We start from the raw sequence: 22,424 nt of genomic DNA, 5'->3' as shown, positions 1-22,424 counted from the left end.
AATCGGGTGTCTAGCTGTCGGTAACAGCGGGGGACATATGCTCGACACAGCGATGATCGCGGGGATGCAACGCGCCAAGGGTAAGGCGCGCGCCGGTTTTTCCGGTGCCGGCAACCGTTTGCGCGATCTGCACCAGTCGGGCAGCCTGAAGGCGCTTCTCCCGCGCAACCACGCGCCTGTGCCGGATCTGGTGCTTGTGAACACCGCAGGCGGGCTGACGGGCGGCGACGATTATTCTGTGAGCATCGAGGCGCTGGACGGCGCTTCGGTCAATGTCGCCACGCAAACGGCGGAGCGTGTCTACAAAGCCTCCGCAGGTGTCGCGCAAATGAATGTAAGCCTCACCGTCAAAGGTAGCGGAACACTCTGCTGGATGCCGCAGGAGACCATCCTTTTCGACCGCAGCGCGATTGCTCGCAAGATCACGGCAGAGATGGACGAAGCCAGCCGCCTGCTGATCGTCGAGCCGATTGTCTACGGCCGCCGCGCGATGGGTGAGACGCTGGACACCGTCAATTTCGCCGACCAATGGCGCATCCGTCAGGGCGGCAGGCTGGTTCACGCCGAGGCGACACGGATCAACGGTCCGTTCTCCGCCTATCAGGGGATCGGTGCCCTCGATAATGCCCGCGCCAGCGCCACTATCCTCTATGTGGCAAGCGACGCCGAAGACCGACTGGAAGAAGCGCGCACTTACGGCGTCAACGCCTCCGCTTGGGGTGGCCGCCTTGTCGTACGATTGCTGGCCGATGACGCGCTGAAACTGCGCCGCCAAATGACTGAATTTCTGACCCGTTTTCGCGGCGCGCCGTTGCCCCGCGTCTGGACTATGTAAAGGAGGCCCGATGAACCTCACCCCTCGCGAAAAAGACAAATTGCTGATTTCGGTTGCGGCAATGGTTGCCCGCAACCGCCTTGAGCGTGGCGTCAAGCTCAACCACCCCGAAGCGATCGCGCTGATCACCGACTACGTGGTCGAAGGCGCCCGAGATGGCCGCAGCGTGGCCGACCTCATGGAGGCAGGCGCGCATGTCGTCACCAAAGAGCAGTGCATGGAAGGCATCGCCGAGATGATCCACGACGTACAGGTCGAAGCGACATTCCCTGACGGCACAAAGCTCGTCACCGTTCACCACCCCATCCGCTAAGGAGAAGAAGATGATCCCAGGAGAACTCTTTCCGGCCGAAGGCGAGATCGAACTGAACGCCGGTGCCGAAGTGACCACGCTGCTGGTCGCAAATACCGGCGACCGTCCGGTGCAGGTGGGTAGCCATTACCACTTTGCCGAAACAAACCCCGCGCTGTCGTTTGATCGTGACGCCGCACATGGCAAACGCCTCGATATTGCGGCCGGAACCGCTGTTCGTTTTGAACCGGGGCAGGAGCGTGAGGTGAACCTCATCCCTCTGCTTGGTGATCGCAAAGTCTACGGCTTCAACCAGAAAGTCATGGGCGCGCTATGAAGGTCGCAACCCCAGCAGAGCTAATCGGCGCATCGACGGCCCTGACCATGCTGGTCTGGGAAACCAACGCCGTGATGTCGATGCGTGTGCTTGGCATGATGGGGCTCTGGTCCGTCACGCCGTCCGAAAACGCACGGATGTTTAGCGAAAAGCCCCCCGCTTTCGCAAAGTCCGCCGCTGCCGGAATGTCCGCTGCCGTCAGCGGCAAGCGCCCCGACGAGGTCGCGATGGCCATGATTAAACCGCTACGCGCCAAGACCAGATCGAATAGCGCTCGACTGGCCAAGAAAGGCCCGAGCTTTCCGAAGCTGAAGTAACGATGACGAAGACGGTAAACCTTTCCCACTGGTACGACGTCCCGCCCGCAAAACTGTGGGACGTTGTGACCGACTACGATGCGCTGGCCGAGGTTTGCCAGCCGCTGCTGGCCTTCGAAGGGCTTCCCGAAGGCAGGGTCAGGGAAGGGCAGGACTTTACCGTCAAGGTGCGCCTCTTCGGGCGCTTGCCTGCACAGGATTACCGGATGCGGGTCGTGCGCTGCGACGACGAAGCCATGCAGTTCGAGTCCGACGAGGTCGGCGCGGGTGTCAAAACCTGGCAGCACCGTCTGAACATTACGCCCGAAGGTTCGGGTAGTCGGCTCGACGAAAACATCACCATAGACGCGGGCGTTCTGACCCCGCTTTTCGCGCTCTGGGCGCGCAAATTGTATTCCCATCGGGACGGCCCGCGACGCGTCCTCTTGGGGCTCGATAAAAAGGAATAAGTCATGCCCGCGAAAATCTCCCGCGCAACCTATGCTGACATGTTCGGACCGACGACCGGCGATAAGGTCCGTCTGGCCGACACCGATCTGATTATCGAGGTCGAGAAGGACTTCACCACCTACGGCGAAGAGGTCAAATTCGGCGGCGGTAAGGTCATCCGCGACGGCATGGGCCAGTCCCAGCGCACCCGCGACGAAGGCGCCGTCGACACTGTCATCACCAACGCGCTGATCGTTGACCACACCGGCATCTACAAAGCCGACGTCGGTCTGAAGAACGGCCGCATCGCTGGCATCGGCAAGGCGGGTAACCCCGACACCCAACCGGGCGTCAATATCGTCATCGGCCCCGCCACTGAAGCCATTGCGGGCGAGGGGCGTATCCTCACCGCTGGCGGCATCGACAGCCACATCCACTACATCGCGCCGCAGCAGTTCGACGACGCGCTGCATTCGGGCGTCACCACCATGATCGGCGGCGGCTCGGGGCCGGCTCACGGCACGCTGGCGACGACCTGCACGGGCACATGGCACATCGGCCAGATGCTCCGCGCGTTCGACGGTCTTCAGATGAACACGGGCATTGCGGGCAAGGGCAACGCCTCGCTCCCCGCGCCGCTGAAAGAGATGATCAACGCGGGCGCGTCCTGTCTGAAACTGCACGAAGACTGGGGCACTACCCCCGCCGCCATCGACAACTGCCTGACCGTGGCGGATGAAATGGACGTGCAGGTCATGATCCACACCGACACGCTGAACGAATCCGGCTTTGTCGAGAATACCGTTGCGGCGATGAAGGGCCGCACCATCCACGCCTTCCACACCGAAGGCGCAGGCGGCGGTCACGCGCCCGACATCATCCGGGTCTGCGGTGAGCCGAACGTCATCCCGTCCTCGACCAACCCGACGCGCCCCTACACGGTGAACACGCTCGAAGAGCACCTCGACATGCTGATGGTGTGTCACCACCTCGACCAGTCGATCCCCGAAGACGTGGCCTTCGCCGAAAGCCGCATCCGCAAGGAAACCATCGCGGCAGAGGATATCCTGCACGACATGGGCGCGTTTTCGATCATCGCGTCGGACAGTCAGGCCATGGGCCGCGTCGGCGAGGTGCTGATCCGCACATGGCAGACCGCGCACAAGATGAAGGTCCAGCGCGGCCGTCTGGCCGAAGAGCAGGGCGCAAACGACAACACCCGCGTCAAACGCTACATCGCCAAGTACACCATCAACCCCGCCATCGCCCACGGCATGTCCAAGCACATCGGCAGCATCGAAGTTGGCAAGCGCGCCGACCTCGCGCTCTGGTCGCCTGCGTTCTTTGGCGTAAAGCCAGAGATGGTTCTGCTCGGCGGCACCATCGCCGTGGCCCAAATGGGTGACACCAATGCCTCGATCCCGACCCCGCAGCCCGTCTACAGCCGCGCGATGTTCGGTGGCTTTGGCGGGGCCCTGCTGGCAGGCAGCGTGACCTTTGTGTCCAAGGCAGCCTACGAGGCTGGCGTGGGGCAGGGGCTCGGTAAAGAGGTTCTGCCGGTCGAAAACTGCCGCAACATCGGCAAGGCTGACATGGTGCACAACAGCCTCATGCCCAAAGTCGAAGTCGACCCTGAAACCTATGAGGTCCGCGCCGACGGCGAACTGCTGACCTGCGAGCCCGCATCGGAGCTTCCGATGGCGCAGCGCTATTTCATGTTCTGATCGGGGAGCCGGAGAATGCCTGTGACCCAGATCACTTTTCCCGTCGCCCGCACCGTTTCGCGCGGTCCCAACCTGACCGCGCCGGATACGCTGACGCTCACTTATGAGGACCGCTTCCTGCGGCGCAAGAAGCTCGACACCGATAGCGGTGCGTCGATCCTCATCGACCTGAAAGAGACCACCTCACTGAACCAGGGCGACGTGCTCGAAACCGAACATGGCGGCGTCATGGTCCTAGCCGCTGCCGAGGATCTGATCGAGGTGCGCGGCCATAACCTCAGCCGTCTGGCGTGGCACATCGGCAACCGCCACACCCCCTGCCAGATCGAGCATGAGCGTATTCTCATCAAGCATGACCACGTCATCGAGGACATGCTGAAGCTGCTCGGCGCAGAGGTAAAAAAGGTCACCGAACCCTTCACCCCCGAAGGCGGCGCCTACGGCCACGGACGGACGCATGGCCACGAGCACTGACATTCTCACGCTGTCCCAGTGGTTCGGCGCGAACTTCCCCGTTGGGTCGTTCGCCTACTCCCACGGGCTTGAGGCGATGTGTGAAGCGGGCAAGGTCTCGGACGCCAAGACGTTTTCCCCATGGCTTTTTGATGTATTGCAGCGCGGGGCGGGGCGTCAGGACGCTATTTTGCTGGCGCTGGCCTATAGGGGCGACGCGTCTGAGGTAGCCGAACTCGCCATCGCGCTGGGCAGTTCGCGTGAGAGGCATCTGGAAACGACCGCGCAGGGACGGGCATTCAGCAATGTCGTGTCGGACGTATGGGACGGCCCGAAAGAGGCTTGGCCGCTGCCTGTAATCGCAGGCGCTGCGGCCAAGGCCGAAAGGTTGCCGTTGGCCGAGACGCTGACGTTCTACCTGCAAGCCTTCGCGGGTAACCTCTGCACTATCGCTGCCCGCTGCGTGCCCATCGGGCAGACTGAAGCGCAACGCGTTTTGCGCAGCGCCGCACCGGTCATCGAGGCCATTGCCGCCGAGGCAATGACGGCGAGCGAAGATGACCTCGGCAGCGCGGTTATGGCGGCGGACATCGCGGCGATCGCGCACGAGACACAAACGACACGGATCTACCGCACATGACGGGCGGTCTGAACATGGAAGGAATGGCGCTATGAGTTCTCCTCACGGCCCGCTGCGCGTCGGGATCGGTGGTCCCGTCGGCGCCGGTAAAACGACCCTCACCAAAGAGCTGTGCAAGCAGCTCGCGCATCGCTGCTCCATGGCGGTCATCACTAACGACATCTACACCCGCGAAGACGCTGAAGCGTTGATGCGTGCGCAGGTTCTGCCGAACGAGCGTGTGCGCGGGGTGGAAACAGGCGGCTGTCCGCATACAGCAATCCGTGAGGATGCCTCAATCAACCTTGCGGCTGTTGCGGAGCTGAACGAGGCGTTTCCGGACCTCGACCTGATCCTGATCGAAAGCGGCGGCGACAACCTATCGGCTACGTTCTCGCCCGAGCTGGCAGATATGACGATTTATGTGATCGACACGGCAGCAGGGGACGACATTCCACGCAAGGGCGGCCCTGCGCTGACCAAGTCGGATCTGCTGGTTATCAACAAGCGTGACCTTGCGCCCTATGTCGGTGCGGACACCGCGAGGATGGAGCGTGACGCGACCGAGCACCGCAAAGGCAAGCCGTTCGTGTTCTGCGAGCTGCGCAATGGGATCGGACCCGAAGAGATCGTGTCCTACATCGTCGATATCGGTGGGCTGGTGCTCAAAGAGGAGGCGGCCTAAGGGGCGCTGCCCCTCTGCCTGCGGCATTCACCCCGGGATATTTGGGGGCACAAAGGCAGGTCAGGCGATCGCTTGTCCTGCTGCGTGGGCAGAGGCCCATGCCCATTGGAAATTGTAGCCGCCGAGCCAGCCTGTGACGTCGACGCTTTCACCGATGAAATAGAGGCCAGGGGCGTTTTTCGCTTCCATCGTTTGCGAGGACAAACCTTCCGTGTCGACGCCGCCGAGGGTGACTTCGGCGGTGCGGTAGCCTTCGGTGCCCGTCGGTTTGACCGACCAGTTCGAGAGCGCGCAGGCCAGCGTGTCGATGCGTGCGTCGGACCATTCGGCGCAGTTGCCGGTGACGGCGAGTTCGTCCTTGAGCAGATCGACCAAGCGGGCAGGGAGGAGTTTGCCGAGCGCGGTAGTCATCGATTTGCGCGGACTGTCCTTGCGGGCCTGCTTCAGCGCGTCGGTGACTTTGGTCGTGGGCGCGAGGTCTATGTGGATGTCCTCGCCTTCCTGCCAATAGCTGGAGACCTGCAGCATCGCGGGGCCGGAGAGGCCGCGGTGCGTGCAGAGCATCGCTTCGGCGAAAGCGGGGCCTTGATCGGCGCGGGCGGTGACAGGTGTCGCGATGCCGGAGATCGCGGCGAAGCGGTTATCCGAGAAGGTGAATGGCACGAGCGCGGGGCGGGTGTCTGTAAGCGATAGGCCGAACTGCTCGGCAACTTTATACGCAAAACCCGTTGCGCCCATTTTCGGGATCGACTTGCCGCCCGTCGCGATGACTAGTTTCTCTGCCTTGCAGATCGTCTGTCTGCCGCCGCGCTGGAGGATCACCGTGTAGTGGCTGCCGTCGTATTCGATCGCTTCGACCGATGTCTCCAGCATCAGCTTTGCGCCTGCATTGTCCATTTCGGACTGGAGCATGGCGATGATGTCTTTGGCGCTATCGTCGCAGAATAGCTGGCCGAGCGTCTTTTCGTGCCAGGCGATGCCGTGGCCGCTTACCAGACCGATGAAGTCCCATGGCGTGTAACGAGCGAGGGCGCTTTTGGCGAAGTGCGGATTGCGGCTGATGTAATTGGACGCCTTCACATCGAGGTTGGTGAAGTTACAGCGCCCGCCGCCCGAAATCCGGATTTTCTCGCCCGGTTTTTTGGCGTGATCGACGATCAAAACGTCAGGACCGGCATTCGCCGCGCAGAACATGCCGGCTGCTCCGGCACCGATGATAAGGGTTCTCACTCGCATGGGCGTCACCTGACGGGAAAAGCGGAAAGGCGCAAGGGGGCAGGAAACCCCGCCTTTATTTTACTGGCAAAGAACCTGCGTTGGCACTACACTTCATCCCATCAGATCCGGCAAACGGACGATCACGAGGCAGAAAAGCGGTACACCCATGACTGAGATGGTCTATGGCACGATCCCGGTATCCACCGGAGATCCCATTCTTCCACGTTGGTGGCGGACAATCGATAAATTCGCGCTGACATGCGTGCTGAGTTTGTTCGGTATCGGTATTCTGTTGGGGCTTGCCTCGTCTCCGCCGTTGGCAGAGCGCACGGGCATGGCGCCGTTCTATTACGTGATCAAGCAGGCCCAGTTCGGGATGCTGGCGATGATCACCATGTTCATCACTTCGATGATGTCCCCCAAGCTGGTGCGCCGCCTTGCGACGCTGGGGTTTGGCGTGACGTTTGCCATCATCATCGCGCTGCCGTTCATCGGTACTGACTTTGGCAAGGGTGCTGTGCGCTGGCTGTCGCTGGGCGGTTTCTCGGTCCAGCCTTCGGAATTCCTCAAGCCCGGATTTATCGTGGTGGCCGCGTGGCTTATGGCCTCGGCGCATGACCTCGGTGGCCCTCCGGGGCGGATGTATTCGGCTATTCTGGCGGCGACTGTGTGTCTGCTGCTCGCGCTCCAGCCCGACTTTGGCCAAGCCTGTCTGGTGCTCTTTGCGTGGGGCGTGATGTATTTCGTCGGCGGTGCGCCGATGTTCCTGCTCGTCGGTGTGGCCGGTCTGACCATTGGCGCGGGCATGTTCGCCTACGGCAATTCGGAACACTTCGCCCGCCGTATCGACGGCTTCCTCAGCGCCGATCTGGACCCGCGGACGCAGCTTGGTTTTGCGACCAATGCGATCCGCGAAGGTGGTTTCTTTGGCGTCGGCATCGGCGAAGGTCAGGTCAAAATGAACCTGCCCGACGCACACACCGACTTCATCATCGCGGTTGCCGCAGAAGAGTACGGGCTCGTGCTCGTCGGCTGCATCGCGCTTCTTTACATGACCATCGTGATCCGTTCACTCTATCGCCTGACGAAAGAGCGCGATCCGTTCATCCGTCTCGCCGGTACGGGCCTCGCATGTGCATTCGGCATTCAGGCCGTGATCAACATGGGCGTGGCCGTACGCCTTCTGCCTGCCAAGGGCATGACCCTTCCGTTCGTCAGCTATGGCGGTTCGTCCGTCATCGCATCGGGCATCCTGATCGGGATGCTGCTGGCGCTGACGCGGACCCGTTCGCAGGGTGATATCGGCGACATTCTACTCAGAAGGGGACGCTAACCATGGCGGCACCGCTGCTCATTATTGCCGCCGGTGGTACCGGCGGCCATATGTTTCCTGCCCAAGCGCTGGCCGAGGCGATGCTCGTCAAGGGCTGGCGCGTTCAATTGACGACCGATGCGCGCGGCGCGCGTTATACCGGCGGCTTCCCCAAAGAGGTTGAGGTCATCGAACTTGGCAGCGCGACCTTTGCCCGTGGCGGCATTGCGGCCAAGGCGCTGGTTCCGTTCAAGATCGCAGGCGGCATCATCGGTGCGATCGGCCGCATGATGCGTGACAAGCCCGCTGTTGTTGTCGGCTTTGGCGGCTACCCGTCGATCCCCGCGATGGCCGCGTCGACCGTGCTGCGTCTGCCGCGGATGATCCACGAACAGAACGGCGTGCTGGGCCGCGTGAATCAAGTGTTCGCGAAACATGTCTCCAAGATCGCTTGCGGCACATGGCCGACTGCGCTCCCCGACGGGGTAGAGGGCGACCACACCGGCAATCCGGTGCGCGGCTCGGTGCTGTCGCGCCATGCGGCTGGCTACATCGAACCGGGTGCCTATCCGATGTCGATGCTTGTGATGGGCGGAAGCCAAGGCGCGCGCATCCTGTCCGATGTCGTGCCCGCCGCCGTTGCCGCGCTGCCCGAACCTATTCGCCAGCACCTGCGCGTGTCGCATCAGGCGCGTCCCGAGGATCTGGACCGCGTGAATGCCGCCTACGCCGATTGTGGCGTGCGTGCCGACGTGCAGAGCTTTTTCACCGACGTACCGGAACGCATGGCCGAAGCGCAGCTGGTTATCAGCCGTTCGGGTGCGTCGTCGGTTGCCGATATCTCGGTCATCGGTCGTCCTTCTGTACTTGTGCCGTTCGCTGCAGCGACCGCAGACCACCAGACCGCCAACGCACGTGCGCTGGTCGAAGCGGGTGCCGCGATCCTTATGCCGGAAAGCAAAATGAACGCCGAGGCGCTCAAGGATCAGATCGAATTGGTGCTCACCAACCCGCAGGGCGCTGCCCAAATGGCGGGTGCCGCGCTGTCTTGCGCCTTGCCGGACGCTACAGAACGGCTAGTTATGCTTGTCGAAGACCTGGCACAGAAGAAAGACTGAAGAATGAACTCGACCGCTACCAAACTGCCGACCGATGTAGGCGCAATCCATTTCGTCGGTATTGGCGGCATCGGCATGTCCGGTATCGCCGAGGTGCTGGTCAACTTCGGTTACACCGTGCAGGGCTCGGACGCGAAAACATCCAAGATCACCGACCGTCTGGCCGGTATGGGCGTGAAGATTTTCGAGGGCCAGTCGGCAGACAACCTCGCCGATGCGAACGTGATCGTCATTTCGTCTGCTATCAAACCGGGCAACCCCGAACTTGACGAAGCGCGCCGCCGCGGCCTGCCGATTGTGCGCCGCGCAGAGATGCTCGCCGAGCTGATGCGCCTGAAGTCGAACGTTGCGGTGGCCGGTACTCACGGTAAGACCACCACCACCACCATGGTGTCTGCGCTGCTTGATCACGGCAACTTTGACCCGACTGTGGTGAACGGTGGTATCATCCACGCCTACGGCTCCAATGCCCGCGTGGGCGAGGGCGAGTGGATGGTGGTCGAAGCCGACGAATCCGACGGCACGTTCAACCGCCTTCCGGCGACCATCGCTATCGTCACCAACATCGACCCCGAACACATGGAGCACTGGGGCAGCATCGAGAACCTGCGTAAGGGCTTCTACGACTTCGTATCGAACATCCCGTTCTACGGCGTTGCGGTTTGCTGCACCGACCACCCCGAGGTGCAGAACCTCGTCGGCAAAATCACCGACCGCCGCGTCATCACCTTTGGCTTCAACGCTCAGGCCGACGTGCGCGCGATCAACCTGCGCTATGAGAAGGGCGTCGCTCACTTCGATATCGCGCTTCAGGCCGAAGACGACGTGATCGAAGGCTGCTCGCTCCCGATGCCGGGTGACCACAACGTATCGAACGCGCTGTCCGCTGTGGCTGTCTCGCGTTTCCTCGGCATGTCGAAAGACGGTATCCGCGAGGCGCTGGCCAAGTTTGGCGGCGTGAACCGCCGCTTCACCAAGGTCGGCGAAGTCCTTGATGGCGTGACCATTATCGACGACTACGGCCACCATCCGGTCGAGATTGCTGCCGTTCTGAAAGCCGCGCGTCACGCCTCAGAAGGCCGCGTGATCGCTGTTCACCAGCCGCACCGCTACAGCCGTCTGGCGAGCCTCTTCGAGGATTTCTGCGGCTGCTTTAACGAGGCCGACGTGGTTGCCATCGCCGAGGTGTATTCCGCAGGCGAACAACCCATCGAAGGCGCAGGCCGCGATGACCTCGTTGCCGGTCTGATCCGTCACGGTCACCGCCATGCGCGTGCAATTATCTCCGAAGACGATCTGGAGCGCCTTGTGCGTGAACAGGCCCGTCCTGGTGACATCGTTGTCTGCCTTGGCGCGGGTACCATCGGTCAGTGGGCGAACAATCTGCCCGCCCGACTGGAGAAATGATCTCACTCTCCCTTGTCGTCGCCTTTTGCTGGTTCATCGCGGCCAATGTCGCCGCGTTGATCCCCAGCAGGGACAATCACTGGTCGCGGGCATACGTGCTGATTGCGACCGGTATCCCGCTCCTCGGCTGGGTGACATGGGAAAACGGGCCGATCATCGGTCTGCTGGTGCTCTTTGGCGCGATGTCCGTGCTCCGCTGGCCCGTCTACTTCCTCTGGAAACGTATTCGCGGTTGATTTTCGGCTCTGATCGCTTGGCAGATTCATGCCTCCGCGCTACATCCGAAGCATGACTGAATTCGCACTTCCGCCCGTTCGTGGCACGCTCACCGAAAACCGTAATCTTGCCGATCTGACGTGGATGCGCGTCGGTGGTCCTGCGGATGTGTTCTTCCAGCCCGCCGATCCCGATGACCTCGCCGACTTCCTGAAAGAGCTCGATCCTGCGGTGCCCGTTTTCCCGATGGGAGTGGGGTCTAACCTCATCGTGCGTGATGGCGGTATTCGCGGTGTGGTCATTCGCATGGGCCGCAATTTCAACGGGATCGAGATTGACGGCACCACGGTCAAAGCCGGCGCTGCGCTGCTCGACGCGATGGTTGCGCGGAAAGCCGCCGATGCGGGGCTCGATCTGACGTTCCTACGCACCATTCCCGGCACCATTGGTGGCGCTGTGACGATGAACGCGGGCTGCTACGGCACCTACACGGCGGACGTTCTGCGCGAGATCGAAGTCATTATGCGCGACGGCTCCCGCCAAATTCTACCGGTCAGCGAATTGGGGATGCAGTACCGCCAGTCCTCGCTGCCGGAAGGGGCGATCATCATTTCCGCGACCTTCGATGCGCCCGAAGGCGATCCCGAGGCTCTCCGTCAAAGGATGGAAGACCAGTTGAAAAAAAGGGACGAGACGCAGCCGACCAAGGACCGGACCGCCGGTTCGACCTTCCGCAATCCCGCCGGTTATTCGTCGACGGGGCAGGCGGACGATACGCACGAACTGAAGGCGTGGAAGGTCATCGACGACGCCGGAATGCGCGGCGCGACCATCGGCGGCGCGGTCATGAATGAGAAGCACTCGAACTTCCTCACCAACGCGGGTGACGCAACGGCGGCTGATCTCGAAGGGCTAGGTGAGGCTGTGCGGAAAAAGGTTTACGATTCAAGCGGTATCACGCTACAGTGGGAAATCATGAGGGTCGGTGAACCGGCCCCTTCCGAATAAAAATAAAAGACAGGCTTCATGCTCCGTTAACTAACGCAGGGCATGTTTTCAAAAACTGATACGCCACAAAGGCGTGCAAAAGAGGCAGTGGGAATGTCGAGCAGGGCAAACCCCTTGGTTGCTGTTCTGATGGGCGGTCCATCATCCGAGCGTGAGGTTTCCCTCAGCACGGGTAAGGAGTGCGCAAAAGCGATCCGCACCGCAGGGTTCGAAGTCGTAGAAATTGACGCTGGCAATGATCTGCCGGAGCAATTGACGAGCATCCAGCCTGACGTTGTGTTTAACGCGCTGCACGGCCGCTGGGGCGAAGACGGCTGCGTTCAGGGCCTGCTGGAATGGCTCCGCATTCCGTACACCCACTCGGGCGTTTTGGCCTCTGCCGTTGCCATGGACAAGGAAAAGACCAAGGGCGTCTACCGCGCCGCCGGTCTGCCGTTCGCCGAAAGCTTCCTCGCTGACAAAGACGACGTTTCCGCCCGTCATCTGATGGCCGCGCCCTATGTCGTGAAGCCTTACAACGAAGGCTCCAGCGTCGGCGTCTATCTGGTGCAGGAAGGCGCGAACACGCCGCCGAAACTGTCCGAAGAAATGCCGCAGACCGTTATGGTCGAAGCCTACATTCCGGGACGTGAACTGACGACCACCGTGATGGGTGACAAGGCGCTTTGCGTCACCGACATCATCACCACGGGTTGGTACGACTACGACGCCAAGTACAAAGAAGGCGGCTCGCGTCACCAGATCCCCGCCGACATCCCGACCGAGATCTATAACGCCTGCCTCGACTACGCGCTCAGGGCGCATCAGGCGCTGGGGTGCCGTGGCATTTCGCGCACCGATTTTCGTTGGGACGAACGTCGCGGTCTGAACGGCCTGTTCCTTCTGGAAACCAACACCCAGCCCGGCATGACGGCGACCTCGCTCGCGCCGGAGCAGGGGGCCTACGCCGGTTTCGACTTCCCCGCGTTCTGTAAGTGGCTGGTGGAGGACGCTTCATGCGATCGATGAGCAGCCGTGGCAATCAGCTTCGCCGTGATCCCGCGCCCTCGCGCTGGTCGTATCGCTATGAACGCTGGATGCTCACGCCTGCGTATCGCCGCCTGTTCCGCGTTGGCCCGCCGGTCGCTCTGCTGGCTTGCGCCGTGGCGTTTGTCGCGGTGGACGAGGGCCGCCGCACTTATGTGACCGATCACGTCAACGACTGGGTCGACGCGTTCCAGCACCGCCCCGAATTCATGGTCGCTGAACTGACCGTTGAAGGCGCAAGCGATGGCTTGGCGACCGAGATCGTAGCGACCCTTCCCATCGAATTCCCGATTTCATCCTTCGACATGGACCTCGCCGCCATGCGCGCCACGGTCGAGCAGATCGCGGGCGTCGAAAAGGCGATCCTGCGTGTCACCTCCGGCGGCGCGCTCGAAGTCGACGTCACCCCCCGCGTTCCGGTTGCCATCTGGCGTCTGGATGACGGGCTGCGCATGATCGACGGCGAAGGCAATTTCGTCGCTTCGGTACAGGCCCGCAGCGAACGCCCCGAACTGCCGCTCATTGCAGGCGACGGCGCGAAAGAAGCAATTAACGAGGCAATGGCGCTCTTCGCCGCCGCTGCGCCGATCAAGGACAAGGTCCGCGGTCTGGTGCGCATGGGCGAACGCCGCTGGGACGTGGTCCTGGACGGCGACCAGCGTATCATGTTGCCCGAAAGAAATGCGGTCACTGCATTGGAACGCGTGATCGTCATGGCTCAAACGCAGGATCTGCTGCGCCGTGACGTTCAGGTGGTCGATATGCGCAACGATGACCGACCGACCCTAAAATTGGGCATCACAGGCACAGAAGAAATGCGGCGACTGAACGCCGCTTTGTCGGGGGCAGGCAAATGATGAATCATCTGTACGATAACCAGCGCGCCATGCGGAATATGCGCAAAGCGGCACTGCAACGCGGATTGATCGCGATCCTCGACGTGGGCACGTCCAAGGTTGCCTGTCTGGTTCTCCGGTTCGATGGCCCTGACCGTTTCCGCGCCGAAGATGGCGTCGGCTCGCTGGCAGGGCAGGCGCAGTACCGCGTCATCGGTGCCTCGACCACCCGTTCGCGCGGTGTCCGCTTCGGCGATATCGACGCCATGCAGGAAACCGAGCGCGCAATCCGCACCGTCGTCCAGTCGGCCCAGAAAATGGCCGGCGAGCGTGTCGACCACGTTATCGCCTGTCTGTCGGGTGCACGCCCGCGATCCTACGGATTGGCCGGGGATATCCAGCTGGGCGGTGAAGTCGTCACCGATCAGGACATCGGCCGCGTTCTGGCCGCCTGCGATGTGCCAGACCTTGGCGAAGGCCGCGAGGCGCTCCACGCCCAACCGATCAACTTCTCGCTCGACCAGCGTTCCGGCCTGACCGACCCCCGTGGTCACTCCGGTAACAAGATGTCGGCAGACCTGCACATGCTGACCGTTGAAAAGGCGGCGCTCCAGAACCTCGTTCACTGTATTCGTCGCTGCGACCTCGAACTCGCCGGAATTGCTTCGTCGGCGTATGTCGCGGGTATCTCCTCGCTGATCGAGGACGAACAGAAGCTCGGCGCGGCTTGTATCGACATGGGCGGCGGCACCACGGGCGTGTCGATCTTCCTCAAGAACCACATGATCTACGCCGACAGCGTGCGCATGGGCGGCGATCTGATCACCCACGACATTTCGAAGTGCCTTGGCGTGCCCGAAGCGACCGCCGAGCGCATCAAGACCTTCTACGGCGGAGTTGTCGCGACCAGCCTCGATGACCGCGAAGTCATCGAGATCGGCGGCAACTCCGGCGACTGGCACCACGACCGCCGCAGTGTGACCCGGGCCGAACTGATCGGCATCATGCGTCCGCGCGTCGAAGAAATTCTCGAAGAGGTGAAGGACAGCCTCGATGCTGCGGGCTTCGACAGCTTGCATAATCCGGCGATCGTCCTTACTGGCGGCGGACGTCAGATTCCGGGCCTCGACGAGCTTGCCACGCGCATCCTCGGCACGCAGGTTCGTCTGGGCGGTCCGATGCGCGTCAGCGGTCTTCCGCAGGCGGCGACGGGCCCTGCATTTGCAGCGGCGGTAGGTCTGACCATGTTCGCGGCTCATCCGCAGGACGAGTGGTGGGATTTCGAGGTGCCGGACACCATCTATCCGGCACGTTCCCTGCGCCGAGCGGTGAAATGGTTCAAGGACAACTGGTAATGCGCTAAATCTTGCCGATTGGCCGAGATAGCGACGTTTACGCCTTCGATTCCTCCAGATTTTGTGGCTCGTATCCCTTTTTTCCCGTGACGTTGCATTCGTGTGACGTTAGACTGGGGATTAAATCGGTATAAACTCCCGTTGGGACGGGCAACAAAATACAGGCGGACTGAGTATGGCATTGAACCTTTCCATGCCCGGGCAAGAAGAACTCAAGCCCCGGATTACTGTTTTCGGCGTTGGTGGTGCAGGCGGTAACGCCGTCAACAACATGATCGAAAAGCAACTCGAAGGCGTGGAGTTCGTTGTCGCGAATACGGACGCCCAAGCGCTGCAGCAATCGAAGTCGGAAGCACGCATCCAGATGGGCCTCAAGGTCACCGAAGGTCTGGGCGCTGGTGCCCGCGCCTCGGTAGGTGCAGCAGCCGCCGAAGAGTCGATCGAACAGATCGTTGACCACCTTGCTGGCGCTCACATGTGCTTCATCACCGCCGGTATGGGCGGCGGCACCGGCACCGGCGCTGCTCCGATCATCGCTCAGGCCGCACGCGAGCTTGGCGTTCTGACCGTCGGTGTCGTGACCAAGCCGTTCCAGTTCGAAGGCGGCAAGCGTATGCGTCAGGCCGAAGCAGGCGTCGAAGCCCTGCAAAAGGTCGTCGATACCCTGATCATCATTCCGAACCAGAACCTGTTCCGTCTGGCGACCGAAAAGACCACCTTCACCGAAGCCTTCGCAATGGCCGACGACGTTCTGTACCAGGGCGTTAAAGGCGTGACCGACCTTATGGTCCGTCCGGGTCTTATCAACCTCGACTTCGCCGACGTTCGTTCGGTCATGGACGAGATGGGCAAGGCGATGATGGGTACGGGCGAAGCCAACGGCGAAAACCGCGCTATCGACGCGGCAGAGCAGGCGATTGCCAACCCGCTCCTCGACGAAATCAGCCTCGAAGGTGCACGTGGTGTTCTTATCAACATCACCGGCGGCTACGATCTCACGCTGTTCGAACTCGATGAAGCTGCGAACAAGATCCGCGAAAAGGTGGACTCGGACGCCAACATCATCGTCGGTTCGACCCTCGATCCGGAAATGGAAGGCTCCATGCGCGTTTCGGTCGTTGCCACCGGCATCGACGCCAGCGAAAAGCGCGAAGAGATGCCGACCCCGCGTCGCTCGATGGCCCAGCCGCTCACCCAGCAGGTCAGCGCAGAAGCTCCGGCTCCTGCACCGCAGGCCGCTCCGGTTCAGCAGCAGCCCGCGCCGGTAGCCCAGCAGCCGGTTCAGCGCGAGCAGCGTGCCCAGTTCGAAGACACCTTCCAGGCACCGGAAGAAGACGTCTTCAATGCCTTCGAAGAAAACGCAGCAGACGACCTGCCGCCGCCGGCTTACCAGCCGCGTCCCGAGCCGGAAGCCAACGAATTCGTTGCTCCGCGCGCTCCTGCCGCTCAGGCTGGTGCACCCTCGGCCGAAGCTCTGGCCCGCCTGAAGAACGCTGTCGGTTCGGCTCCCGCCGCCCAACAACGTCCGCAGGCTGCCGCTCCGGCACCGAAGCCCGCAGCAGAGCCCGAACAGCGCCGTGGTTTCGGCCTGAACAACCTGCTTCACCGCATGGCTGGCCACAACGAAGGCCAACAGCAGCCGCGCGCTCCGCAGCAGCCGCAGCCGCAAGTGCGTCAGGCACAGCAGCCGCAGGTCGCAGCGCCGCGCGAAGAAGCCTATGACAACGATGACGAGCAGGAACGGATCGAAATTCCCGCATTCCTGCGTCGCCAAGCCAACTAAGGCTGTTGCAATAGCTGACACAAAGGCCGCCCATCGGGCGGCCTTTTGCTTTGAAAACAAGGGCTTTGCGCCATGTTTCTGAATGTTACAGCGCGTTGCAAAGAGTGAGTTGTACCTCCGCGCAAGTTTCCTTACCTGAAAGGAAAGTTAACGCGCGAGGAAGCCTTGCAGAAGACTCTGAACGAACTAGTGACCCTTGACGGTGTCGGACTCCACTCCGGCAAACCGGCGCGCCTTGTGTTGAATCCGGCGCCGGCAGGGCATGGTATTGTCTTCCGTCGCAGCGATCTGACCGACAACAACGAGATCGCCGCCCTTTGGTCGAACGTGAACCAAGAGCCGCTGAACACCCGCCTCGTCAACGAAGCAGGCGTTTCCGTTGCCACGATCGAGCACCTGATGGCTGCTCTCGCGGGTACGGGCATCAACAACGTCCTCGTTGAAATCGACGGCCCCGAAGTGCCGATCCTTGACGGTTCGGCTGCACCATTCGTCAAAGCGATCATGACTACCGGCATCAAGCGTCAGCCTGCGCCGCTCCGCGTCATCGAAGTGCTGGACACCATCGAAGTATCGAACGGCGACGCGATTGCCCGCCTGTCGCCCGCGACCTCGTTGCAAATCGATTTCAGCATCGAATTCCCTGACGAGGCCATCGGTGCCCAAGCCAAGCAACTCAACATGGCTAACGGTGCGTTCGTGCGCGAGCTGTGCGATAGCCGCACGTTCTGTCGCAACAGCGACGTCATCGCCATGCACAAAGCGGGTCTGGCTCTCGGCGGCTCGCTCGACAACGCTGTCGTTGTCGAAGGCGATCAGGTTCTAACGCCGGGCGGTCTGCGCCACGACGACGAAGCCGTTCGTCACAAGATGCTCGACGCTCTGGGCGACCTCTATACCGCTGGCGCGCCTATCATTGGCCGTTACACCGGTGTGCGCGCCGGTCACGCGCTCACGAACAAGCTTCTGCGCGCGATGTTCGACACTCCGGGCGCTTGGCGCTGGGTGCATTGCGACGCAACGCTGTCGTCCCGCCTGCCGGGCGTTGGCGTTCGCCTCACCGACCTTGCGGCTGTTGCCTGACATCTGTGCTTTGCGCCACAGGAGCGTGATGCCAAAAGGCATTTTGCGCGGCATTTTTCTATGCTAGACCAACGCTGAACCGCGGCTATATGTCTGCGGACCAGTTAGCTAATTCACTTTTGGGGGATGTTCATGTCAGGCCGAATTCGGGGCGTCACGTTGAGAACTTTCCTCGGTACTGCTGCTCTGTCGCTGACCGTGCTTGCAGGTTGCGGCGACTTTGATCCGCGTAGCGAAGGCGCGTTGGAAACCTACACTGCGGACGAGATCTTCGAGCGCGGCGAGTACGAGCTCGAACGCGGGCAGGCGGATAACGCTGCCTTCTACTTCGGTGAGATCGAGCGTCTCTATCCCTACGCCCAGATCACCCAGCGCGCACTGATCATGCAGGCGTATTCCTACCACCGCGACAAGGATTACGAGGCAAGCCGAGCAGCCGCGCAGCGCTACCTCGACTTCTACCCGCGCACCGAAGATGCCGCCTACGCCCAGTATCTTCTGGCGCTGTCGTTCTATGACCAGATCGACGAGATTGGCCGCGATCAGGGCCTGACCTTCCAAGCGCTTCAGGCGCTGCGCACCGTGATCGAACAGTATCCCGACAGCGAATACGCCAGCTCGGCCATGCTGAAGTTCGATCTGGCCTTCGATCACCTCGCCGCCAAAGAGATGGAGATCGGTCGCTATTATCTGAAGCGCGGTCACTACATGGCTGCGGTCAACCGCTTCCGCGTCGTGGTCGAAAGCTTCCAGACCACCACCCACACGCCCGAGGCGCTGCACCGTCTGGTGGAAAGCTACCTCGCGCTCGGCCTGAACGACGAAGCCCGCACCGCCGGTGCGATCCTTGGTCATAACTATCAGGCGACCGAGTGGTATCAGGACAGCTACGATCTGCTCTCGGGTCAGGGGCTGGAGCCGAGCCTCGTCGGTGATAGCTGGCTTGCCGCTATCTACCGTCAAATGATCCGTGGCGAATGGCTGTAAGGAGCGGCGGTAAGTACGCCGCCGGACAAAATCACCATGCTGCGTGGTCTTGATATCAGAGACATGCTCATCATCGACCGGTTGGAGCTAGAGTTCCAGCCGGGCTTGAACGTGCTCACAGGTGAGACGGGTGCAGGTAAGTCGATCCTGCTCGACTCGCTTGGCTTCGTGCTTGGCTGGCGCGGACGTGCCGATCTGGTGCGTCAGGGCGCCGATCAGGGCGAGGTTGTCGCAGTGTTCGATATGCCCCGTGGCCACGCGGCCGAGGCCGTTTTGGACGAGGCTGGCATCGAGCATGAAGGCGAGCTCATCCTGCGCCGTGTGAACACCGCCGACGGACGTAAGACCGCGTGGGTCAATGATCGCCGCGTGTCGGGCGAGGTGCTGCGCCAGCTTTCAGAAACACTGATCGAATTGCACGGCCAGCACGACGACCGCGGCCTGCTGAACCCACGCGGGCACCGCCTGCTGCTGGACGATTTCGCAGGTGTCGCGCCTCTGCTCGATGCGTCCCGCGCCGCTTGGCGTGGTCTCGCGGCTGCCCGCAAGGCGCTGAATGCGGCGGAGGCGAAGATCGCCGAAACCAAGGCCGAAGAAGAATTCCTGCGCCACGCCGTTGGCGAGCTCGACAAGCTCGACCCGCAACAGGGCGAGGAAGCCGAGCTCGACCAGCGCCGCCGCCTCATGCAAGCGGCAGAGAAGATCCGCGCCGACGTCGCGCAGGCGTTGAACGCCGTTAGCAGCGATGGGGCAGAGGGCATGGCCGCCTCCGCGATCCGCTGGCTCGACGGCGCAGCGGACAAGGCCGAAGGACGACTTGACGAACCGCTCGCCGCGCTGGCCCGCGCGATGGATGAACTCGACGCCGCGCAGCGCGGGATCGAGGATTGCCTCGACGCGCTCGAATTCAATCCCGCAGAGCTGGAGATGGCCGAAGAGCGCCTCTTCGCGATCCGTGGCCTCGCCCGTAAACACGGCGTCATGCCGGACGAACTGGCGACGTTCGCCGACAACCTACGTGCCAAGCTGAACGTACTTGACGGCGGTGAGCGTGACCTCGCTGCCCTGCGCGATGCCGTCGCGAAAGCAGAGACAGCCTACCAAGCTGCCGCGGACGCGTTGACTGCCGCTCGCACCGAAGCGGCCGGTCGTCTGGATGCCGCGATGTCCGCAGAACTCGCTCCGCTCAAGATGGAGCGCGCTGTCTTCCGCACCAACGTCACCGCAGGCGAAGCAGGCCCCGACGGGCAGGACGAGGTTGCGTTCACCGTCGCCACCAACCCCGGAGCGCCCGCTGGGCCACTGAACAAGATCGCGTCGGGCGGCGAACTTAGCCGCTTCCTCCTCGCGCTCAAAGTCTGCCTGTCCGAAGGCAATAGCGGCATCACCATGATCTTTGACGAGATCGACCGCGGTGTCGGCGGTGCAACTGCCGACGCGGTGGGGCGCCGACTGGCCGAACTGGCGGACGGGGGCCAGGTGCTGGTCGTCACGCACTCGCCGCAGGTGGCTGCGTTGGGCGGCCATCATTGGCGCGTGGAGAAACGCCAAACCGATACGCAGACTCTCTCTACGGTGGTGCCGCTTGATGAGGGCGAGCGCGTCGATGAAATCGCGCGCATGATCTCGGGCGACCGGATCACCGATGAAGCCCGCGCTGCAGCGCGGTCTCTGCTCGGATAATTCCTTAAATTTACCTATGCAGAATGAAAAAGGCGGAGCCCGAGGGCCCCGCCATTACTTTAAAAAACTTTCCAGCACGCCACTCACGCATAACCGGTTTAAAATTTTGCAACCCGGAGGTCGGAATACGTATTCTGTTCAACACGTTCTAGATAGCAGATTCGTGTAACGGTTTTCCAACGCAAACTGCACCATCGGTTACAATCGTCTAACCTTGTGAATAGTTCTGCCTATTCTTTGTGCAATTACTCGCCCTGCGGGATAATCTTGCCTGGATTGAGGACACCTTTAGGGTCGAGTGCCTGCTTCAGCGTTCCCATCACATCCCACGCGTCACCGTGCTCTGCCCGCATGTAACCGAGCTTGCCCATGCCGATTCCGTGCTCGCCGGTGACGGTGCCGCCCAGTCGCAGGGCACGTTCGGCCATCCGATGCGATAGCGCCTTGGCAGCGGCGCCCTCGTCTGGGTTCGTCTCGTCGATCAGGATTGCGGAGTGGAAGTTGCCGTCGCCCACGTGGCCAAGGATCGGGGCAGGGATGCCGGTTTCCTCGATATCCGCGATGGTTTCGGTGACTGCTTCGGCAAGGCGCGAAATCGGAACACAGACGTCGGTGACAATCGCGCGGCTTCCCGGACGGCTGGCCAGCATGGCGTAGTACGCCTTGTGGCGGATATCCCAGAGCCGCTTGCGGTCTTCCTCGCTGGTGGCCCAATCAAAGTTGGTGGCACCATGTTCGCGAGCGATCTCGCCGAACTCTTCGGCTTGTTCGGCCACCGCGCTGTCCGACCCATGGAATTCGACCAACAGGTGCGGAACAGCGGGGAAATTGGTGCCGGAGTAGGCGTTGACTGCCTTCGTGCCTGCCGCGTCCACGAATTCGATCCGCGCCATCGGAATGCCCATCTGGATCGTCTCGATCACCGCATTCACCGCACCGTCGATGGTGTCGAACGCGCAAACAGCCGAGGACATGGCCATCGGCTGCCCGTGAAGGCGCAGCGTCAATTCGGTAATCAGGCCGAGCGTCCCTTCGGAGCCGACGAACATCGCTGTCAGGTCATAGCCAGCCGAGGATTTGCGGGCGCGGGTGCCGGTGCGGATGATGCGGCCATCGGCCAGAACGACCTCCAGTCCGATCACGTTGTCCCGCATGGTGCCATAGCGGACCGCCGTCGTGCCGCTTGCGCGGGTTGCCGCCATACCGCCGAGCGTTGCGTTCGCACCCGGATCGACGGGGAAGAACAGACCCGTGGCCCGCAGATCCACGTTCAGGTCCTCGCGGGTGACGCCCGGCTGGACGCGGACGTCCATATCCTCGGGCGAGACCTCGATAATCTTGTTCATGCGGGTAAAGTCGACGACCACGCCGCCCTTCACCGCAAGCGCGTGACCTTCGAGGCTGGTGCCCACGCCCCAGCCCACGACGGGGCATTCGTGCTCGTGACAGATCTTCATGATCCGCGAGACTTCTTCCGTGCTTTCGGGGTAGGCGACCGCATCGGGAGGCGTGAGAGGGAAATGGGACTCCGAACGCCCGTGATTATCCAGATCGCTCTTGGAGCGACTGAGGCGTTCACCTAGTAATTGGGATAGGGCGTCGACTGCTGCACTAATATTCATGGTTCCTCCCGTCGTCGTTGTACTTGTAAGTCAGGCTCAGGACAGGGAAAAGGGATCTCGTGACCGATCCGAAACCCAA

23 protein-coding genes are annotated in these 22,424 nt (G+C 61.9%); 21 read left to right on the top strand and 2 right to left on the bottom strand.

Features of this window, described 5'->3' with window-relative positions:
- The first annotated feature begins 37 nt into the window (after window positions 1–37).
- From IF204_RS08370 to ureG, 9 genes are read left to right on the top strand one after another with little or no spacing between them, the layout of a single operon-like run.
- A complete protein-coding gene (locus IF204_RS08370) occupies window positions 38–835 on the top strand; it encodes an urease accessory protein UreD (RefSeq protein WP_194096129.1) in 798 nt (265 codons plus the stop codon).
- Between the two features lie 10 nt (window positions 836–845).
- Entirely contained in the window at window positions 846–1,148 is a 303-nt protein-coding gene (locus IF204_RS08365; protein WP_194096127.1) for an urease subunit gamma, read from the top strand.
- Window positions 1,149–1,158: 10 nt separating this feature from the next.
- Window positions 1,159–1,464, top strand: a complete 306-nt coding sequence (locus tag IF204_RS08360) for an urease subunit beta (protein WP_167639273.1) — start codon at window positions 1,159–1,161, stop codon at window positions 1,462–1,464.
- Entirely contained in the window at window positions 1,461–1,781 is a 321-nt protein-coding gene (locus tag IF204_RS08355) for an antifreeze protein (RefSeq protein WP_228069128.1), read from the top strand. Before IF204_RS08360 ends, IF204_RS08355 begins: the two co-directional genes overlap by 4 nt.
- 2 nt (window positions 1,782–1,783) lie before the next feature.
- Window positions 1,784–2,230, top strand: coding sequence for an SRPBCC family protein (locus tag IF204_RS08350; RefSeq protein ID WP_194096125.1), 447 nt, complete (start codon window positions 1,784–1,786; stop codon window positions 2,228–2,230).
- 3 nt (window positions 2,231–2,233) lie between these two features.
- Complete coding sequence (ureC, locus tag IF204_RS08345; protein ID WP_194096123.1) at window positions 2,234–3,934, top strand: urease subunit alpha; 1,701 nt, start codon at window positions 2,234–2,236, stop codon at window positions 3,932–3,934.
- Window positions 3,935–3,955: 21 nt separating this feature from the next.
- A complete protein-coding gene (locus tag IF204_RS08340; protein WP_456085617.1) occupies window positions 3,956–4,408 on the top strand; it encodes an urease accessory protein UreE in 453 nt (150 codons plus the stop codon).
- Complete coding sequence (locus IF204_RS08335; protein ID WP_194096119.1) at window positions 4,392–5,027, top strand: urease accessory protein UreF; 636 nt, start codon at window positions 4,392–4,394, stop codon at window positions 5,025–5,027. The genes IF204_RS08340 and IF204_RS08335 overlap by 17 nt, the downstream gene beginning before the upstream one ends.
- A gap of 31 nt (window positions 5,028–5,058) precedes the next feature.
- Entirely contained in the window at window positions 5,059–5,691 is a 633-nt protein-coding gene (gene ureG, locus IF204_RS08330) for an urease accessory protein UreG (protein ID WP_194096118.1), read from the top strand.
- A gap of 60 nt (window positions 5,692–5,751) precedes the next feature.
- Here the strand turns inward: ureG and IF204_RS08325 are convergent, their stop codons facing one another.
- Window positions 5,752–6,927, bottom strand: coding sequence for a BaiN/RdsA family NAD(P)/FAD-dependent oxidoreductase (locus IF204_RS08325; protein WP_194096116.1), 1,176 nt, complete (start codon window positions 6,925–6,927; stop codon window positions 5,752–5,754).
- Window positions 6,928–7,075: 148 nt separating this feature from the next.
- Here IF204_RS08325 and IF204_RS08320 point away from each other — a divergent pair, with 148 nt between their 5' ends.
- From IF204_RS08320 to recN, 12 genes are all read left to right on the top strand, one after another.
- Complete coding sequence (locus tag IF204_RS08320) at window positions 7,076–8,242, top strand: peptidoglycan glycosyltransferase FtsW (RefSeq protein WP_194096114.1); 1,167 nt, start codon at window positions 7,076–7,078, stop codon at window positions 8,240–8,242.
- 2 nt (window positions 8,243–8,244) lie between these two features.
- Window positions 8,245–9,339: a UDP-N-acetylglucosamine--N-acetylmuramyl-(pentapeptide) pyrophosphoryl-undecaprenol N-acetylglucosamine transferase gene (locus IF204_RS08315; protein ID WP_194096112.1), complete on the top strand. Its 1,095-nt coding sequence runs from the start codon at window positions 8,245–8,247 to the stop codon at window positions 9,337–9,339.
- A 3-nt stretch (window positions 9,340–9,342) separates the two neighbouring features.
- A complete protein-coding gene (gene murC / locus IF204_RS08310; RefSeq protein WP_194096110.1) occupies window positions 9,343–10,746 on the top strand; it encodes a UDP-N-acetylmuramate--L-alanine ligase in 1,404 nt (467 codons plus the stop codon).
- Window positions 10,746–10,982, top strand: coding sequence for a DUF2484 family protein (locus IF204_RS08305; protein ID WP_194098183.1), 237 nt, complete (start codon window positions 10,746–10,748; stop codon window positions 10,980–10,982). The genes murC and IF204_RS08305 overlap by 1 nt, the downstream gene beginning before the upstream one ends.
- 52 nt (window positions 10,983–11,034) lie before the next feature.
- Window positions 11,035–11,970 (top strand): UDP-N-acetylmuramate dehydrogenase, encoded by a 936-nt coding sequence (gene murB / locus IF204_RS08300; protein WP_194096108.1) that lies wholly within the window; start codon window positions 11,035–11,037, stop codon window positions 11,968–11,970.
- A gap of 93 nt (window positions 11,971–12,063) precedes the next feature.
- Window positions 12,064–12,978, top strand: coding sequence for a D-alanine--D-alanine ligase (locus IF204_RS08295; protein ID WP_194096106.1), 915 nt, complete (start codon window positions 12,064–12,066; stop codon window positions 12,976–12,978).
- Window positions 12,966–13,853, top strand: a complete 888-nt coding sequence (locus IF204_RS08290) for a cell division protein FtsQ/DivIB (protein WP_194096104.1) — start codon at window positions 12,966–12,968, stop codon at window positions 13,851–13,853. Before IF204_RS08295 ends, IF204_RS08290 begins: the two co-directional genes overlap by 13 nt.
- Complete coding sequence (ftsA, locus tag IF204_RS08285; protein WP_194098182.1) at window positions 13,853–15,187, top strand: cell division protein FtsA; 1,335 nt, start codon at window positions 13,853–13,855, stop codon at window positions 15,185–15,187. The genes IF204_RS08290 and ftsA overlap by 1 nt, the downstream gene beginning before the upstream one ends.
- A 175-nt stretch (window positions 15,188–15,362) precedes the next feature.
- Window positions 15,363–16,970 carry a cell division protein FtsZ gene (ftsZ, locus tag IF204_RS08280; RefSeq protein ID WP_194096102.1) on the top strand — a complete coding sequence of 536 codons (1,608 nt, stop codon included), beginning with the start codon at window positions 15,363–15,365 and terminating at the stop codon, window positions 16,968–16,970.
- Window positions 16,971–17,135: 165 nt separating this feature from the next.
- Complete coding sequence (lpxC, locus tag IF204_RS08275; RefSeq protein ID WP_194096100.1) at window positions 17,136–18,053, top strand: UDP-3-O-acyl-N-acetylglucosamine deacetylase; 918 nt, start codon at window positions 17,136–17,138, stop codon at window positions 18,051–18,053.
- Window positions 18,054–18,185: 132 nt separating this feature from the next.
- Entirely contained in the window at window positions 18,186–19,040 is an 855-nt protein-coding gene (locus IF204_RS08270) for an outer membrane protein assembly factor BamD (protein ID WP_194096098.1), read from the top strand.
- A 36-nt stretch (window positions 19,041–19,076) separates the two neighbouring features.
- Entirely contained in the window at window positions 19,077–20,723 is a 1,647-nt protein-coding gene (gene recN, locus IF204_RS08265) for a DNA repair protein RecN (RefSeq protein ID WP_194096095.1), read from the top strand.
- 245 nt (window positions 20,724–20,968) lie between these two features.
- Here the strand turns inward: recN and IF204_RS08260 are convergent, their stop codons facing one another.
- Complete coding sequence (locus tag IF204_RS08260) at window positions 20,969–22,345, bottom strand: FAD-binding oxidoreductase (RefSeq protein ID WP_194096094.1); 1,377 nt, start codon at window positions 22,343–22,345, stop codon at window positions 20,969–20,971.
- Window positions 22,346–22,424 lie beyond the last annotated feature (79 nt).

It is taken from the genome of Marivivens aquimaris, assembly GCF_015220045.1.
Lineage (GTDB): Bacteria > Pseudomonadota > Alphaproteobacteria > Rhodobacterales > Rhodobacteraceae > Marivivens > Marivivens aquimaris.
This window is presented reverse-complemented; position numbering and strand designations above follow the sequence as displayed.